The organism is Nocardia asteroides (assembly GCA_019930625.1).
Taxonomy (GTDB): Bacteria; Actinomycetota; Actinomycetes; order Mycobacteriales; family Mycobacteriaceae; genus Nocardia; species Nocardia sputi.
In genome coordinates, this window is record CP082844.1 from 1720380 (window position 1) to 1735803 (window position 15424).

15 protein-coding genes and 1 pseudogene are annotated in these 15424 nt (G+C 68.0%); 9 read left to right on the forward strand and 7 right to left on the reverse strand.

Features of this window, described 5'->3' with window-relative positions; all coding sequences use genetic code 11:
• From K8O92_08050 to K8O92_08060, 3 genes are read left to right on the forward strand one after another with little or no spacing between them, the layout of a single operon-like run.
• Positions 1–426: a GyrI-like domain-containing protein gene (locus K8O92_08050; GenBank protein ID UAK33862.1), complete on the forward strand. Its 426-nt coding sequence runs from the start codon at positions 1–3 to the stop codon at positions 424–426.
• A gap of 40 nt (positions 427–466) precedes the next feature.
• Positions 467–724 carry a type II toxin-antitoxin system Phd/YefM family antitoxin gene (locus K8O92_08055; GenBank protein UAK33863.1) on the forward strand — a complete coding sequence of 86 codons (258 nt, stop codon included), beginning with the start codon at positions 467–469 and terminating at the stop codon, positions 722–724.
• Entirely contained in the window at positions 721–990 is a 270-nt protein-coding gene (locus tag K8O92_08060; protein ID UAK33864.1) for a type II toxin-antitoxin system RelE/ParE family toxin, read from the forward strand. Before K8O92_08055 ends, K8O92_08060 begins: the two co-directional genes overlap by 4 nt.
• Positions 991–1052: 62 nt before the next feature.
• Here the strand turns inward: K8O92_08060 and K8O92_08065 are convergent, their stop codons facing one another.
• The 5 genes and pseudogenes from K8O92_08065 to K8O92_08085 form a co-directional block, all read right to left on the reverse strand.
• Positions 1053–2153, reverse strand: a complete 1101-nt coding sequence (locus K8O92_08065) for an inositol-3-phosphate synthase (protein ID UAK33865.1) — start codon at positions 2151–2153, stop codon at positions 1053–1055.
• Positions 2146–2703: a PadR family transcriptional regulator gene (locus K8O92_08070; GenBank protein ID UAK35518.1), complete on the reverse strand. Its 558-nt coding sequence runs from the start codon at positions 2701–2703 to the stop codon at positions 2146–2148. The genes K8O92_08065 and K8O92_08070 overlap by 8 nt, the downstream gene beginning before the upstream one ends.
• Positions 2704–2813: 110 nt before the next feature.
• On the reverse strand, positions 2814–3611 hold the full coding sequence (locus K8O92_08075) for a DUF1707 domain-containing protein (protein UAK33866.1): 798 nt from the start codon (positions 3609–3611) through the stop codon (positions 2814–2816).
• A 4-nt stretch (positions 3612–3615) separates the two neighbouring features.
• The gene (locus K8O92_08080; GenBank protein UAK35519.1) at positions 3616–4488 is read right to left on the reverse strand and encodes a DUF1707 domain-containing protein; all 873 of its coding nucleotides are present in this window, start codon (positions 4486–4488) and stop codon (positions 3616–3618) included.
• A 45-nt stretch (positions 4489–4533) separates the two neighbouring features.
• Positions 4534–4728 (reverse strand): annotated as a pseudogene (locus tag K8O92_08085) (DUF1707 domain-containing protein).
• A 113-nt stretch (positions 4729–4841) separates the two neighbouring features.
• On the opposite strand from K8O92_08085, the gene K8O92_08090 reads away from it, so the two are divergent.
• The 3 genes from K8O92_08090 (at position 4842) to K8O92_08100 (ending at position 10008) form a co-directional block, all read left to right on the forward strand.
• Positions 4842–5261 carry a DUF5318 domain-containing protein gene (locus K8O92_08090; protein UAK33867.1) on the forward strand — a complete coding sequence of 140 codons (420 nt, stop codon included), beginning with the start codon at positions 4842–4844 and terminating at the stop codon, positions 5259–5261.
• 535 nt (positions 5262–5796) lie between these two features.
• Positions 5797–8169 carry a penicillin-binding protein gene (locus K8O92_08095; protein ID UAK35520.1) on the forward strand — a complete coding sequence of 791 codons (2373 nt, stop codon included), beginning with the start codon at positions 5797–5799 and terminating at the stop codon, positions 8167–8169.
• Between the two features lie 150 nt (positions 8170–8319).
• Positions 8320–10008 (forward strand): glycosyltransferase 87 family protein, encoded by a 1689-nt coding sequence (locus tag K8O92_08100; GenBank protein UAK33868.1) that lies wholly within the window; start codon positions 8320–8322, stop codon positions 10006–10008.
• 25 nt (positions 10009–10033) lie between these two features.
• Here K8O92_08100 and K8O92_08105 read toward each other — a convergent pair whose 3' ends face one another.
• Both K8O92_08105 and K8O92_08110 read right to left on the reverse strand, forming a co-directional pair.
• Entirely contained in the window at positions 10034–11611 is a 1578-nt protein-coding gene (locus K8O92_08105) for a TerD family protein (protein ID UAK33869.1), read from the reverse strand.
• 28 nt (positions 11612–11639) lie between these two features.
• Positions 11640–13055, reverse strand: coding sequence for a TerD family protein (locus K8O92_08110; GenBank protein UAK33870.1), 1416 nt, complete (start codon positions 13053–13055; stop codon positions 11640–11642).
• 180 nt (positions 13056–13235) lie between these two features.
• Here K8O92_08110 and K8O92_08115 point away from each other — a divergent pair, with 180 nt between their 5' ends.
• Genes K8O92_08115 through K8O92_08125 form a run of 3 tightly spaced genes read left to right on the forward strand, consistent with a single transcriptional unit; the run spans position 13236 to position 15342 of the window.
• Positions 13236–13859 (forward strand): AIM24 family protein, encoded by a 624-nt coding sequence (locus tag K8O92_08115; protein ID UAK35521.1) that lies wholly within the window; start codon positions 13236–13238, stop codon positions 13857–13859.
• A gap of 8 nt (positions 13860–13867) precedes the next feature.
• Positions 13868–14569, forward strand: coding sequence for an AIM24 family protein (locus tag K8O92_08120; GenBank protein UAK33871.1), 702 nt, complete (start codon positions 13868–13870; stop codon positions 14567–14569).
• A gap of 8 nt (positions 14570–14577) precedes the next feature.
• On the forward strand, positions 14578–15342 hold the full coding sequence (locus tag K8O92_08125; GenBank protein UAK35522.1) for an AIM24 family protein: 765 nt from the start codon (positions 14578–14580) through the stop codon (positions 15340–15342).
• The last annotated feature ends 82 nt before the right edge of the window (positions 15343–15424 follow it).

The following is a 15424-nucleotide window of genomic DNA, read 5'->3' on the forward strand; positions in this document are numbered from 1 at the left end:
GTGGACTTCGAGATCGTCACATTGCCGCAGAGCATGGTCGCGGGCCTGACCGTGCCGTTGGCAGGCCGTGAGGTGACCGCGCGTGACCTCGACCTGGTGAACTTCACCTGGGATCGGTATCTGGCACGGGAGAAGAACGTGCCGCGGGTGGCCGCCTACATCGGCCAGAACGATCACGCCGTCGCGGTACTCGGCTACGAGATCGGCTCGATGGAGGAGCTGGACGACGGCGACGTGCTCACCATCATCCCGCAGGGCCGCTACGCCAAGTTCGTCGTCGCCGACAAGCCCTACGACCTGCTGCGCACCGCCTGGGCGCAGGTGGCGAAGGCCGAGAACGCGGGAACCATCACCCGCTCGCACACCGCCGAGGTCGAGCGCTACACAGGCCCCGCCTCGGTGGAGGTCTACGTCTCGCTGGACTGACGCACACTGATGTGTACACGATCACGTGTACACTTCAGGTATGTCGGAGATCAGTATCCGGGAGCTGCGCGCCAACCTCGCCGCTCACATCCGTGAAGCCGAATCCGGCGAGCAGGTGATCATCTTGCGAGACGGCGCGCCCGCCGCGGCGCTGGTGCCGTTGTCCATGGTCGAGGCGTTCGATGCGGCCGAGGACGAACTTCTCGCGCGTGAAGCCGAGGTCAGGCTCACGGCCGACGAGCGGACCTTCACCATGGCGGAGGTGCTGGCCGAGCTCTTCGAGGACGACCCGAGGTGAAGTACCGCTTCCGCTTCCTGGAGTCCGCGCGCCGAGAACTCCGCGCCATCGAGCGTCCGGACGCGATGCGGATCCTGACCGCGCTCACAGCACTCGGCGATGACCCCTACGCTCCCGGGCTGGACGTGAAGAAGTTGTCGGGCCACGATGACCTGTTCCGCCTGCGGGTCGGCAGATATCGGGTCGCCTACCGGGTGGACAACGGCGTGCTCGTGATCCTCGTGGTGAAGGTCGGCTGGCGAAAAGACGTCTACCGCGGCCTGTAGATCGAGGGGAGGTCGGCCGAGAGCATTTAGCCTTCGGCCGACCTCGTGCCCTGGTGCGGTGCTTATTCCGCGCCGATGATGAACGCTTCCAGTTGGGTGCGCGCGATGTCGTCGGCGAGCTGCTGGGGCGGGGACTTCATCAGGTAGGCCGAGGCCGGGATGACCGGTCCGCCGATGCCGCGGTCCTTGGCGATCTTCGCCGCGCGCACGGCGTCGATGATGATGCCAGCGGAGTTGGGCGAGTCCCACACCTCGAGCTTGTACTCCAGGTTCAGCGGCACGTCGCCGAAGGCGCGGCCCTCGAGGCGGACGTATGCCCACTTGCGGTCGTCGAGCCAGCCGACGTGGTCGGACGGGCCGATGTGCACGTCGTTGGCGCCGAGTTCCTTCTTCAGGTTGCTGGTGACGGCCTGAGTCTTGGAGATCTTCTTCGACTCCAAACGCTCACGCTCGAGCATGTTCTTGAAGTCCATGTTGCCGCCGACGTTGAGCTGCATGGTGCGGTCGAGCTGCACACCGCGATCCTCGAACAGCTTGGCCATCACGCGGTGGGTGATAGTCGCGCCGACCTGGCTCTTGATGTCGTCACCGACGATCGGCACACCGGCATCGGTGAACTTCTGCGCCCAGACCGGGTCGGAGGCGATGAACACCGGCAGCGCGTTGACGAACGCGACGCCCGCGTCGATGGCGCACTGCGCGTAGAACTTGTCGGCCTCCTCCGAACCCACCGGCAGGTAGGACACCAGCACGTCGACGTTGTTGTCCTTCAGCACCCGCACCACGTCGACCGGCTCGGCCTCCGACAGCTCGATGGTCTCCGCGTAGTACTTGCCGATGCCGTCGAGGGTCGGACCGCGCTGCACGACGACGTCGCTGGGCGGCACGTCGGAGATCTTGATCGTGTTGTTCTCGCTGGCGAAGATCGCCTCGGCCAGGTCGAAGCCGACCTTCTTCGCGTCCACGTCGAACGCGGCGACGAACTTGACGTCGCGGACGTGGTAGGGCCCGAACTTCACGTGCATCAGGCCGGGAACGGTCGCGGACTCGTCCGCGTCCCGGTAGTACTGCACGCCCTGGACCAGCGAAGAGGCGCAGTTACCCACACCTACGATGGCGACGCGAACCTCTGTGGCGTTGTCAGCCTTCTCGATGTCACTCATGGCCGATATTTCCCTCTTTCTGTGGTGCCGCCTTCGTCGATTGCTCCGCCGCAATCAACTCGTTGAGCCAGCGCACTTCGCGCTCGCTTGATTCGAGCCCGAGTTGATGAAGCTGCCGGGTGTAGCGATCCAGCGACCCGCTGGCTTTCTTTATCGCCTCCCGGAGCCCCTCTCGGCGCTCCTCGACTTGACGCCGCCTGCCCTCCAGGATCCGCATCCGCGCTTCCGCGGGAGTGCGGCTGAAGAAAGCCAGATGAACGCCGAAGCCGTCGTCGGTGTAGTTCTGCGGTCCGGTGTCGGCGAGCAGCTCGCTGAACCGCTCCCGCCCGGCCGGAGTCAGTTGGTAGACCCGTCGCGCACGGCGTGTCGTCGCGCCCGCGGGGATCTCCTCGGCGATCAGCCCGTCCGCCTGCATCCGCCGCAGCGTCGGATAGAGCGATCCGTAGGAGAAGGCCCGAAACGCCCCGAGCAGGCCGGTCAGCCGCTTGCGCAGCTCGTACCCGTGCATGGGCGCCTCGAGGAGCAGCCCGAGGATTGCCAATTCGAGCACGGGCTTCACCCCCTGACTGTGTTCAGACCTAACCGATGGATACGACTTCCCACTATATCGGAGCGATACATCTGTGCACAGTCGTCGTCCACGGGTGGACGCCGTACGGGTCAGCGAGAGGGCGGAAAGACTCCGAGCGGCTCGCCCGCGAAGTCGACCTCCACGTACCCGGATACGCCGCCTTTGTCTTTGACGTAGATATTCAGCACAGGACCGTGGTCGATCGTGCCGAGCGAGTCGAATTCCACGATGATGTGGGTGATCACGCCGTCCGGGGACTTCACCGTCTGCGGCGCGCCCGCCAGCAGCCGGGCGATCATCGGCACGTCGACGGTGGCGAGGTCGAAAGTGCGAGTCCCCGGTTTGCGCTCGGAGGTCGACGAGGCGCGAAAGCCGCCGTTGTAGCGATAGTCGCTGGTCTCGGAGGCGCGGCCGGGTGTCTGCCGATCCACCAGCGCGTACTCCGGATACAGCGTGACCTCGTCGGCGACCAGATCGCCGAACTCGGCTCGGTACTCCGCGAGGAAATGTGCCAGACCAGCCCCGGTGGTCAGATCGGGAACGTTCTCCGAGGACCCGGGCAGACCGACGCCGCAACGGCTGATCGCCCCGACCATCGCTCCCGCCACCAAGGCGGCGGTGATCATCGAGACCGGCGCCATCCAGCGCCGCGGACGACGCCGGTCCACGCGGACCACCGGGGCGTTCGCCAGTTCGTCCGGAATCTGCAGATCACCGATCAACGCGTCGAGGTCGCCGAAGGACTTGGCGCGCATGGCCTCGGCAGTCCGCGCCGCGTGCTCGTCGGCGGTGAGCTGTCCCTCGGCCAGCGCCGTGTCGAGCAGTCCGCACACGTCGGCGCGGTCGGTGTCGCGGGCGCGGATGCCGCTGTATCGGGTTGTCGCCATTGCCCTATCCCTCGAACGGCCAGACGCGGCGAACCTCGCCCGCCGGGGTCATCATGAAGTGGCCGTTCTCCTTGACGGAGTTGCTCACAAAGACCTCGATGATGGGTTGCCCGGCGGGAATGCCGTACTGGCCGTAGTACCTGACGTCGTTCACGCTCACCGCGAAATGCGATACGGCGCCGCCGGGAACCCGGGTGATGGCGGCCGCGTCCGCGAGCGCTCGACCGATCGCCTCCACGTTCAACAGGCCCAGATCCACCGACGGGGTGTCGGCCTTGCGCGTGGTGATCTCGCGGGACTGCGTGAAACCTCCGCGATAGTCGTACTCGACCTTCCGGTTGGGTTGGCCGGGCACCGCCCGGGCGAACGAGGCGTGCTGGGGGTGCATGGTCAGTTCGTCTACTCGGAGGTCCCCGAACTTCCGCTGGTAGTTACGCAGGAAGACGGCGACCCCGTCGGCGGTGACCAAACTCGGCGTTTCGATCACCAGCGGCTCTACCGCCCCGAGGTTCATCGCGGGCACGGCTTGCGCGGCGTGGCTCGGTTCCTCCGCCGCCCGGGTGACGGCGAGAAATCCGGCGCAGGCCGCCAGGACCGCGGCCACCGTGACCGTGCCCAGGTACCACTGGCGGCGGCGTGAACGCGGCGGACGGGGCACGGGAGCGACCTTGCCGGGTCGCTGCAGGTCGGCGACCAGATCCGCCAGGTCCCCCAGGGTGCGCGCCTCCGCGGCGAGTTCGGTGAGCGTGTCGTGCTCTTCCTCGGACAGCTGGCCGTCGGCGCGGGCGAGGTCGAGCAGCTCGCGAGTAGTGGCGCGATCGGCATCGCGCGCCCTGGTGTGACCGGGATAACTTCCTTTGGATCCCTGGGGGCGCAACGTTTTTCGCGTGGGCGATGAGCGATCCGCGGCGAACCCCCCGGCGGCGGCGGGGGTTTGCAGGTCGGCGGTGAGCGCGGCCAGTTCGCCGAGCGTTTTCGCCCCTGCGGCCTGCGCGATTCGGTCGTGGTACTCGTCGGCGCCGAGCTGTCCCTCGGCGTAGGCGGCATCCAGCAGACTGGACGCGCCTGCGCGGTCGAGGTCACGCGCTCGCGTGCGCCCGGATGCTGCGGTGGACACAGTCGGATGGTAGTCCTAGCAACGGCGCGACGCGCCGCTTCGCGGCTCGATCCGAAGCGGTCAATCCGCACAGCCAGGGGCGGCCCGATTCCAACACCGCTACTCTGGTTCTCGTGCGAATTCAGCGGCAAGTGGTCGACTACGCCCTCCGGCGCCGGTCGCTGCTGGCTGACGTCTATGCGGGCCGGGTCGATGTCGCCGAGGTGTGTGATGCGAATCCTTATCTCCTACGTGCGGCGAAGTTCCATGGCCGGGGGAGCGAGGTCACATGCCCCATCTGCCGGAAAGAACAACTGACCCTCGTATCCTGGGTCTTCGGCGACGGCCTCGGCCCGGTCGCCGGGTCGGCTCGCACACCCGAGGAGCTGGTGCGCCTCGCCGAGACTCGCGAGGAGTTCTCGGTCCATGTCGTCGAGGTATGCCGGACCTGCAGCTGGAATCATCTGGTGCAGTCCTATGTGCTCGGTTCCGCGCCGGCGCCGCCGCGCCGCCGCACCGGGACACGCGTGAACCGGCGCACTGCCGCCGAATGAAGTGCCTGGTCATCTGTCCCTCGGGTGACTCGCGCAGCCGGCCTGCGTCCGCCGCGGTGTCGACTACCGCTGATAGCCACCTGGACCGCTACGAGTTATGGAGATCTTGTCAGTGAATTCGCCCTACGAGACTTCCCCCTACGGCGATGAGCCACATGGCGGCCGTCCTCCACGGAGTTCACAACCAAGTCCCAACCCGTATCAGAATCCCCGACCCGGGCCCCCGCCCGGCGCACGTCCGGGTCCGCCGCCCGGTAGACGTCCCGCCGGTCCCCCCTTGCCCGGTGAGCCGCGCGGTCCGCAACCGCCGCGCCGACCCGGTCCTCCGCCGCAGGGGCGGCCGCCGCAGGGCGGTCGTCCACCTCAACCCGGCCGACCGCCGCAACCTGATCGCGGCGTGCCCAATGGCGGCGCTCCCGGGCCGCAGCCGACCAAGAAGATCCAGCACCCCGGCTCGTCGACCGAGGCAGTGGCCGAACGCAACCGCCGCGGCCCCGCCACCGGGCCGCGGCCGGTCACCGGTGCGCGTCCGGCGCTGGACCGCGACGGGCGTCGCATCCCCGGCAACGGACCCACCACCGGCGAACGCAGGCGCACTGCGGGCGGTCCCCCCTCCGGCCCGCCACCGCGCCGTGGCGGCGGCAGTGGTGACGGCTCCGACGGGCCGGGCAGGCGGCGGCCCGCCCCGCAGAAGAAGAAGTCGCCGTGGCGCATCGTGCGCCGCACCCTCTACGTCCTGGTCGCGTTGGCCATCCTCGTGCCCAGCGGCATCTTCCTGGCCGCGTACACCACGGTGTCGGTGCCGCAGCCGGGCGACCTGAAGACCAACCAGGTGGCGACCATTCTCGCCTCCGACGGCACCACGGTGCTCAGCAAAGTAGTGCCGCCGGAAGGCAACCGGACAGACGTCACCATCGAGCAGATCCCGCCACACGTGCGCAACGCGGTCATGGCGGCCGAGGACCGGGACTTCTACACCAATCCCGGCTTCTCGATCTCCGGCTTCGCGCGCGCGGCCAGGGACAACATCCTCGGCAAGGAGAGCGCGGGCGGTGGCTCGACGATCACCCAGCAGTACGTGAAGAACGCGCTGGTCGGTGACGAGCGCTCGCTGACGCGCAAGATGCACGAGCTGGTCATCTCGGCCAAGATGGCGCGGCAGTGGAGCAAGGACGAGATCCTCGCGGCCTACCTCAACACCATCTACTTCGGTCGTGGCGCCTATGGAATCGACGCGGCGTCCAAGGCGTACTTCGGCAAGCCGGTGCAGGAGCTGACCGTCGCCGAGGGCGCGGTGCTGGCCGCCACCATCCAGCTGCCCTCCAGCCTGGACCCGGAGAAGAACCCCGAGGGCGCGAAGACCCGGTGGAACTACGTGCTCGACGGCATGGTCTCCGGCGGCAACCTGAGCGCGGGCGAGCGGCAGGGCTTGCAGTACCCGCAGGTCGTCCCGCTCGCATCGACCCGGGACAAGGAACAGGACTCCGGCCCCGAGGGCTTGGTCAAGACTCAGGTGCTCAAGGAACTCGCCGCGGCCGGCATCAGCGAGCAGCAGCTGAACACCTCGGGTCTGCAGATCACCACCACGATCGACCCGAAGGCGCAGCAGGCGGCCATCGACGCGGTCACCAAGAACATGGACGGCGAGCCGGAGAACCTGCGCACCGCCGTGGTCTCCGTCGATCCGCGCACGGGCGCCGTGCGGGCGTACTACGGCGGCAACGACGGCCAGGGGTACGACTTCGCGAACGCCGGCCTGCAGACCGGTTCCTCGTTCAAGGTCATCGGCCTCGCGGCCAACCTGGAGATGGGTATCCCGCTGTCGCAGCTGTACGACAGCTCACCGCTGACGGTGAACGGCATCAAGATCACCAACGTCGAAGGTGAGCAGTGCGGCATGTGCACCATCGCCGAGGCGCTGAAGCGTTCGCTGAACACCAGCTTCTACCGGATGCAGCTGGACATGCAGAACGGTCCGCGCAAGATCGCCGACATGGGTCACAAGCTGGGCATTCCGGAGACCATCCCGGGTGTGGGCAAGACGCTCACCGAGCCGGACGGCTCCGGCCCGAACAACGGCATCGTGCTCGGTCAGTACCAGGCCCGACCGCTGGACATGGCCTCCGCGTACGCGACGCTTGCGGCCTCCGGCGTCTACCATGCGCCGCATTTCGTGTCGAAGGTGGTGACCGCCGACGGTCAGGTTCTGCTCGACCGCGGTGAGGTGGCCGGCGAGCAGCGCATCTCCGCCGCGGTGGCCGACAACGTCACCGCCGCGATGAAGCCCATCGCCGGCTACTCGCGCAACCACGGCTTGGCGGGCGGCCGCGAGTCGGCAGCCAAGACGGGCACCGCGCAGCTCGGCGACACGGGTGAGAACAAAGACGCGTGGATGGTCGGTTACACCCCGTCTTTGTCGACCGCAGTCTGGGTCGGCACCGAGCAGGGCGATCGACTGCGCAACGCCAGTGGCGGCATGATCTACGGATCGGGCCTGCCGTCCGATATCTGGAAAGCCACCATGGACGGTGCGCTGAAGGGCAGCTCCAACGAGACCTTCCCGAAGCCCGCGCCGATCAAGGGGCAAGCCGGTGTGCCGGAGTGGTCGGCGCCGTATACCCCGCCGTCCACGGTTGATACTCCGCTCCTGCCCCCGGTGGTGGTCGCGCCGACGCAGGTGGAGATCCTGCCCGGCATCACCATCCCGGTCCCCGGCGTGCAGCCCGCTCCGCAGCAGCAGCGGCCGCAGCAGCAGCGTCAGCAGGATTCGGGTCCGATGCCCGGCCAGCCGGTCGCACCGACGGATGGCGCGTCACCGACGGCCACCGGGCAACCCCGGCCGGGCACCCAGCGCAGTGATGACGACTCCGGTCAAGAGAACGAGACACCGCCGACACGTAGCAGATAGTCGACATCCGAAGATCGGGCCGGTCACATCGTGGCCGGCCCGATCTCGTTCGAGCCCGGATCGACTCGGTCTCCTACCGGTCCCACAGCCCAGGTAGCCTCGGGTTCCGTGACCGATCAGCAGCTGGTGGAGCCGCAGAGGAACCGGAGGGTGCCACTATCGGACCAGGCGGGGTTCGGCGGGGCGTATTACGCCGCCCCGGCGCCGCTCGCCTCTGATCTCCGGTCGGCGGACGCGCGGGACCGGCCGAGTCGCAACGACTCCCTCACCGCGCAATTGTCCACGGTGATCGGCGGTCCGGTCGGTGATCACGCCCTGATCGGGCGGGTGCGGTTCTGGACGCCCATGCGGGTGCTGCTGGCCTTCGCGGTGGTGTTCCTTGCGCTCGGCTGGTTCGGCAAGGCAGGTTGCATCCAGCAGACCACGGGCCCGGACGGTCCCACGCTCGACTGGAACAACGGTCGCCAGTACGTCGCGATGTGCTACTCGGACACCGTGCCGCTCTACGGCGCGGAACGACTGAACGAGGGCGCCTTTCCGTACAAGAAGCAGTGGACCGAGCAGACCCCCGACGGTGGCCGCGAGACCCGATACATGGAGTATCCGGTGCTCTCGGGCCTGTACCAGTACCTCGCGATGCGGATCGCCAAGAGCTGGGACGCGTCGCCGCTGCCCGGCGCGCTCCAGGTGGTGATCTACTTCAACGTCGTCGCGTTCGGTCTCGCGGTCGCCTGGCTGATCACGGTGTGGGCGTCCGCCCTGCTGGCCGGCCGCCGGGTCTGGGACGTGGCATTGATCGCCTGTTCGCCTTTGGTGCTTGTGCACGCGTTCACGAATTTCGACGCGCTCGCAACAGCCTTCGCCGCGACCGGCTTGCTCGCCTGGGCCCGGCGCAAACCCGTGCTGGCGGGGATACTGCTCGGTCTGGGCGGCGCGGCCAAACTCTATCCGCTACTGCTGCTGGGCCCCATCGTCGTGCTGTGCCTGCGCACCGAGACGATGCAGCGCACACCGCGCACGCACCTGGGCCTGCGCATCCGCGACATCGACGGCTGGCCGACCTTCCTGGCGTGGGTGCGTGAGACGCCCTACCGCGTCCAGTTCCTCAGCGCCCGTCCGCTCGGCGCCGCGGCTGTCACGGTGGGCGCGACCCTGGCGACCTGGCTGGCGGTGAACCTGCCGATCGCCGCGCTGTTTCCCAACGGCTGGCGAGAGTTCTTCCGGCTCAACACCACCCGGCACGCCGACCCGGACTCGATCTACAACGTGATCTCCTCGTTCACCGGCTGGCGCGGCTTCGACGGCGTGCTCGCGCACGGGGAGCAGCCCGCCGTCCTGAACGCCGTCTCGCTGCTGGCGTTCGTCGCGGCCTGCGCGGTGATCGCCTACATCGGTCTCACCGCGCCGCAGCGGCCGCGGCTGGCGCAGCTGTGCTTCCTCGTGGTCGCGGCGTTCCTGCTGACGAACAAGGTGTGGAGTCCGCAGTACTCACTGTGGCTGGTGCCGCTCGCCGTCCTGGCGCTGCCGCACCGGCGCGTCCTGCTGGCCTGGATGACCGTCGACGCGCTGGTCTGGGTGCCGCGCATGTTCTACTACCTCGGCTTGGACCGCAAAGGCCTGCCCGAACAGTGGTTCACCGGCACCGTGGCGCTGCGGGACCTCGCGGTGGTCGGGCTGTGCGCCCTGATCGTGCGCCAGATCTACCGCCCGGAGGAGGACTTGGTGCGACGCGACTTCGTCGACGATCCCGTCGGCGGGGTCGTCGATCGCACGCCGGACCCGCTGCTGCCCTGGCTGCCGGAGCCGCTGCGGCCGCGAGTGGCGGTCGCACGCGGCTGACCGGCGGCCGCGGCGGATCAGGCGTTCATTTGGTGCGCAGGAAATGCGCCTGACGTTCCGGCTCCTGCGGCAACATGTCCAGATCGAGCTGCCACGCGCTGCCGGTCCACGGATCGAACAGCGGTGTGCCGCCGACCGTCGGCAGATGACGGCACGACTGTGACACCATCGCCACGGTGGTGTCGGCCGAATCGGATTCGTTGGCGCCGACGATCACCACGGACAATCCGATCAGCTCGCCGCGCGTGATCAACGCGCCGATCCGCTGTGCGTCCGAGCTCTGGTAGCCGTGCGGGAAATCCGCGGCCAACAGGACCCGATGCTCGCTGGGCGGCGTGAACGCACCACTCGTGTAGGCCAACTCGGCCAGCTCGGCCGCATCCACCAGCGCTTGCAACCGCGCCGAGATGTCGGCGTGGTCGGTGATCGGCGGGCCGTTCAGCACGGGAGCGAGCAGGCCGGTGAAGCCGCTGAACGCGTCGGTCAGGTCGATGATGTCCAGCAGCGTCCGCCGCTGCGGCGCCGTGGCCAGCAGCCGCGCCAGCAACGCGCCCACCACGGGCGCGACCGCACGGGTCGATTCGGTATCGATCCACAGCGGCCGATTCAGCGGAATCGGAACGCAATACGGAATGCGCAGCGGCCCCCGGTCGAGCGCGTACAACTCGCCGAGACGGATGCCGTCGCTCGGCGCGGACGGCTTGTCCCAGGCGGGCGAGTCCCAGGAGGCCAGAGCGGGCGGCAGTACCTGGTCCGCCTCGGCGAGCTCACGCATCAGTTGCTCGGCGTCGCGCTGGTGGTTGCGCTCGGCGATGTCGATCAATTCGTCGTGGCGTTGCTGCGCGTCACGACGTGCCTGCTCGGCTGCCGGAGTGTTCCTGGTCGCCGGATCGGACACCGCCAGCGACAGTTCGTGATCCAACCGCTTGGCCGCGTACTCGCGCGCCGAGGTCAGCGCGGCGGCCGACCGCGCCGCGTCCTCGAACACCATCCACAACCGTTCCAACCCGTGACCGACTTCCAGCGGCACACCGGCGGTGGCGATCTGCGCGTCACCCGCCAGGGGACCGGCCATGGTGTGCGTACCGGGCTGGTCGGATTGCTCCGGCTCCGGGGACGCATCGTCGATCTCCACACCGTGGGCCGTGAGCAGCACGGCCAACCCACCCGCGTAACCCTGGCCGACGGCCCGCAGCTTCCAGGCGGGGCCGCGCCGGTACACCTCGAGGCAGATCAACGCCGTCTCACCGGACGACGGGGTGATCGCGAATTCGGCGGTCACACTGTCGTTCTCGGACAGGGCCGCCGTAACCGGCCCGAGTCCCTCGGCCCGCGCGGGCGCGGCCGGGTCAGCGCTGACCACCAAGAGCACGGCCTTCGCGTCGGCGCGCACCTCGGTGAGCGTGATCGTGACCCCGTCGGCCGCCAAGGCGACCCCCGGCGTGGCGGGCTGGTTGTAGAAGACGAAATCGTCGCTGGAGAACACCTTCAGGTTCTCCGCGACCACCAGCGCGGAAACATCGAGGGCCGCCTCGGCTTTCGCGCTGAAACGAACGACCTCACCGGTCAGCGGGATGTTCTGACCGGCTCTCAGTTGAATCACGTTGTCTGCCCTGCTGTCGCGCTGCGGGTCAACCGTTGACGAGGAACCGGCCGAGCTGCGGCACCGCCTCGCCCGGATGCTTTGCCTGGAAACCCTCGCCGAGCGCCTGCAATTTCCAGTCGCTGCCCACCCGGTACAACTTGGACATCGCCATCGCGGTGAACGGCATGCCACCGGCCAGCGTGTATCTGGCCAACTCGCCGTTGTTCGTCCCGTCGACCAGGCGGCAGAACGCGTTCTGCACCTGCTCGAAGGTGTGGCCCTTGTAGGAGGTCACGACGAACACCAGCGTGGTGATGTGCGGGGGGATGCGGGTCAGGTCGACCAGGATCATCTCGTCGTCGCCCGCGCCCTCGCCGGTGAGGTTGTCGCCCTGGTGGCGGATGGAGCCGTCCTTGGACGTCAGCTGACCGTAGTAGGCGACGTCCACCGGGTTCATGTCGGCGAACATGATGACCGAGGCGTCGAGGTCGATGTCGACCGTGCGGTTGCCGAACATGCCGCGGCTGCGCACCGGGTCCCAGCCGAGACCCATCTTGACGAAGGTGAGCGCGGCGCCTTCCTTGCGCAGCGTGACCCGCTGACCCTTGACCAGGCTGACCGGGCGGTCCTTGCTCAGGCTGACCTCGGCGGGCGCCTGCTGCGGCTGCGGCGGCGCGGGCTGGCCGGGCGGCGGGTAACCGGGGCCGGGGCCGGGCGGCGGCGGGTAACCCGGACCGGGCGGTGGGTAACCCGGGCCGCCTTGTGGCGGTTGACCCGGCCCACCCTGCGGCGGATACCCGGGACCGGGCGGCGGCGGGTATCCACCGGTCGGCGCGTACTGCGATGCCTGCGGCTGGGTCGGGTACGCCGGGGTGGTCGGCGGCTGCTGCACCGGCGGCTGCTGTACCGGCGGCGGAGGCGGCGGGGCCTGCGCGGGCTGCGGAGCCTGGGCGGGGGAATCGTCGACGGTGACGCCGTGATCGGTGACCAGCGCGGCGAAACCGCCCGCGTAGCCCTGTCCGACCGCACGCACCTTCCACGAGCCCTGGCGACGGTAGAGCTCGAGCGCGATCACGATCGACTCGGTGTTCAGCCCTTCGATCCGGTACTCGTACAGCTGGTTACCGGCCGCGTCCGACACGATCGCCGTGGGGGCGGGGAAGCTGCCGAAATTGCTGTTCGCGTCGTCCAGCGTGATCACCGCGCGAATCTGGTCGATGTCGGCGGGCACCGCGTTCAACGACACCGCCAGCGACGCGGGCTGGCCGGCGGGTGCGGGCTGAAGGTTGACGCCGGGGCCGCTGGGCTGGTTGAAGAAGACGAAGTCGGCGTCGGAACGGACCTTGCCCCGCTCGGTGACCAATAGCGCCGACAGATCCGCCGGCGCCGAGAGCTGGATGGAGATCACCACGTCATTGGTGGCCAGTGGACCGTTCTGACCCTTGGCGAGTGTTGCGGACAAGTTCGACCCTTCGCTTGTCGGTGCGTTCGCCTGACACTCTACGAGAAACGCGCCGCGCGCCGCTTGTACTGAACGGACGCGCTGCCCCGACACCCCCGTGAGTATCGGTTAGGGTGACGGCACGCAAATGGAATGCGGCGATCCCCCGTGTTCCCGATCAAGACAGCAGGCAAACACTCCATGGCGCAACTGTTCGAGCAATCGAAGAAGGTGATCGAGGCTCATCTGGCCGGAACCAGCCTCCGCGCGATCTCCGGTTCGATGATTGCCTACGAAGGAAACGTGCAGTTCAAGGCGGCCGGTTTCGGCGGAGGCGATGGTGTGGTCGCCGGGCTGAAGCGCAAGGCCACCGGTGAGAAATTGTCGCTGATGGAGTGCGGCGGTCACGGTCGGGTGTTCTTCGCGGTCAACGGCCAGAACGTCACCGTCGTCGACTTGAACAACGAGACGTTGCAGGTGGAGTCGCAACAACTGCTCGCGTTCGCCGGAAACCTGCGCACCGACGTGCGTTTCGCCGGATTGCGCGGTGCGTCCAGCGGGCAGGGCCTGTTCACGACGACCGTGTCCGGCCAGGGGCAGGTCGCGCTGCTCTCCGCGGGCGGTCCGCTCATCCACCTGGAGGTTTCCCCGCAGTACCCGCTGATCGTGGATCCGGACGCGTTCGTCGCGGCGCGCGGCAACCTCAACCAGTCCTTCGTCTCGGACGTGTCGTGGCGCAGTTTCGTCGGCCAGGACGCGGGTGAGGCGTTCTCGCTGCGCTGGGACGGTCAGGGCGTGGTGTTGATCCAACCGGCGGAACGGTAGGGCGAGCGGTGTTCGAAAAGGTCAACAGCAAAGTCGTCAAAGTAAACGTCGGAATGGCGGGCGGGGTGGTCGCGCGCAACGGCGCGATGCTGTTCTACACCGGCGATATTTCGTTTGCGCCCCACCAGATTCCGGGAGCGCAGGGTATGGGCGGCATGGGCGGGCTGATGGGTCTCGCGGGCCGCGCCATGGCAGGCGAGCACGAGCGCACCATGTTGGCGCAGGGCAACGGCGAGGTGCACTACGGATTCGCTGGGCTGGAGGTCCAGGTGGTGCACATGCAGCCGGGCGCCGCGTTGCGGGTCGAGGCTTCGCGCCTGCTGGCCAACACCGCCGGGTTGCAGAGTTCGGTGGTCTCGGTGATGAGTTCGGGCGGTGGAAGCGGTGGTGGCGGCGGCCTGATGGGAGCGCTGCGTGGCGCCGCCTCAGGGGCGTTGACCGGACAGGGCATGTTCACCACCCAGCTGTCCGGGCAGGGCGCGGCGGTGCTGCTCGCGCACGGCGGATTCCTGGAACTGCAAGTGGGCGGCCCGAATCCGATCGTGGTCGACCCGCAGGCTTTCGTCGCCGCCTACGGCAACGTGCAGACCGAGCTCAAGACGGCGCTGAGCTGGCGAGACGCCGTGGGCCGCGGTTCCGGCGAGGCCATGCAGTTGCATTGCACCGGGCAGGGCGTCGTTTACGTGCAGGCCTCCGAAGAGAAGTTGTGAGCAGGGGTATGTCCCAGATCCTCAATCCCATGAATCTCGGTGAGAGCGACAACATCCCGGGAAACAGCTACGCGTACTGCATCGACCTGAACAAGCCGTGGTTCATGCGTAAGGGCGCGATGATCGCCTACTACGGCGACATGCGGTTCCAGGTGCTCTCCCACGGGTTGCAGGGCGGCTTGCTGCACATGGTGTCGCAACAGTTCTCGGCGCCGCTGTTCACCGGCGACTACGTCGTCGCCGAGGGCCACGGCAAGCTGATCATCGGCGACCGCGGCTACGACATCAATTCCTATGACCTCGAGGACAACGGCAACCTGACCATCCGGGCGGCGAACCTGCTGGCCTTCGAGCCGGGGTTGTCGCTCAACCAATCCATCGTGCCCGGGTTCCTCACCCTCATCGGCACCGGCAAGTTCCTCGCCTCGTCCAACGGGCCGGTCATGTTCGCCGAGCCGCCGCTGCGCGTGGACCCGGAATCGCTGGTCGGCTGGGCGGACTGCCCTTCCCCGAGCCATCACTACGACCAGCGGTGGGTCACCGACTTCCTGGCCGCCGGTGCGGCGCGCCTCGGCGTCAACTCCGGTGAGGAGCGTCAATTCGAGTTCACCGGCGCGGGCACCGTACTGATCCAGTCCAGCGAGAAGGTGCTCAGCGACTCGATGCTGGTGCGCACCATCGAGGGACAGATCCAGAGCGGCATCACCGTCGGTGGCCTGCAACGACTGCAAGGGCTCATCGCGCAGCAGTTGGCCGGGCAGCAGCAGTACTGAAACGCGTGGAACATGCGCGGCGGACTCGTGTCCGACGGCGGGTGAATCTCCGTGAGCGGGCGAACCGCGTCAGAACAACCAG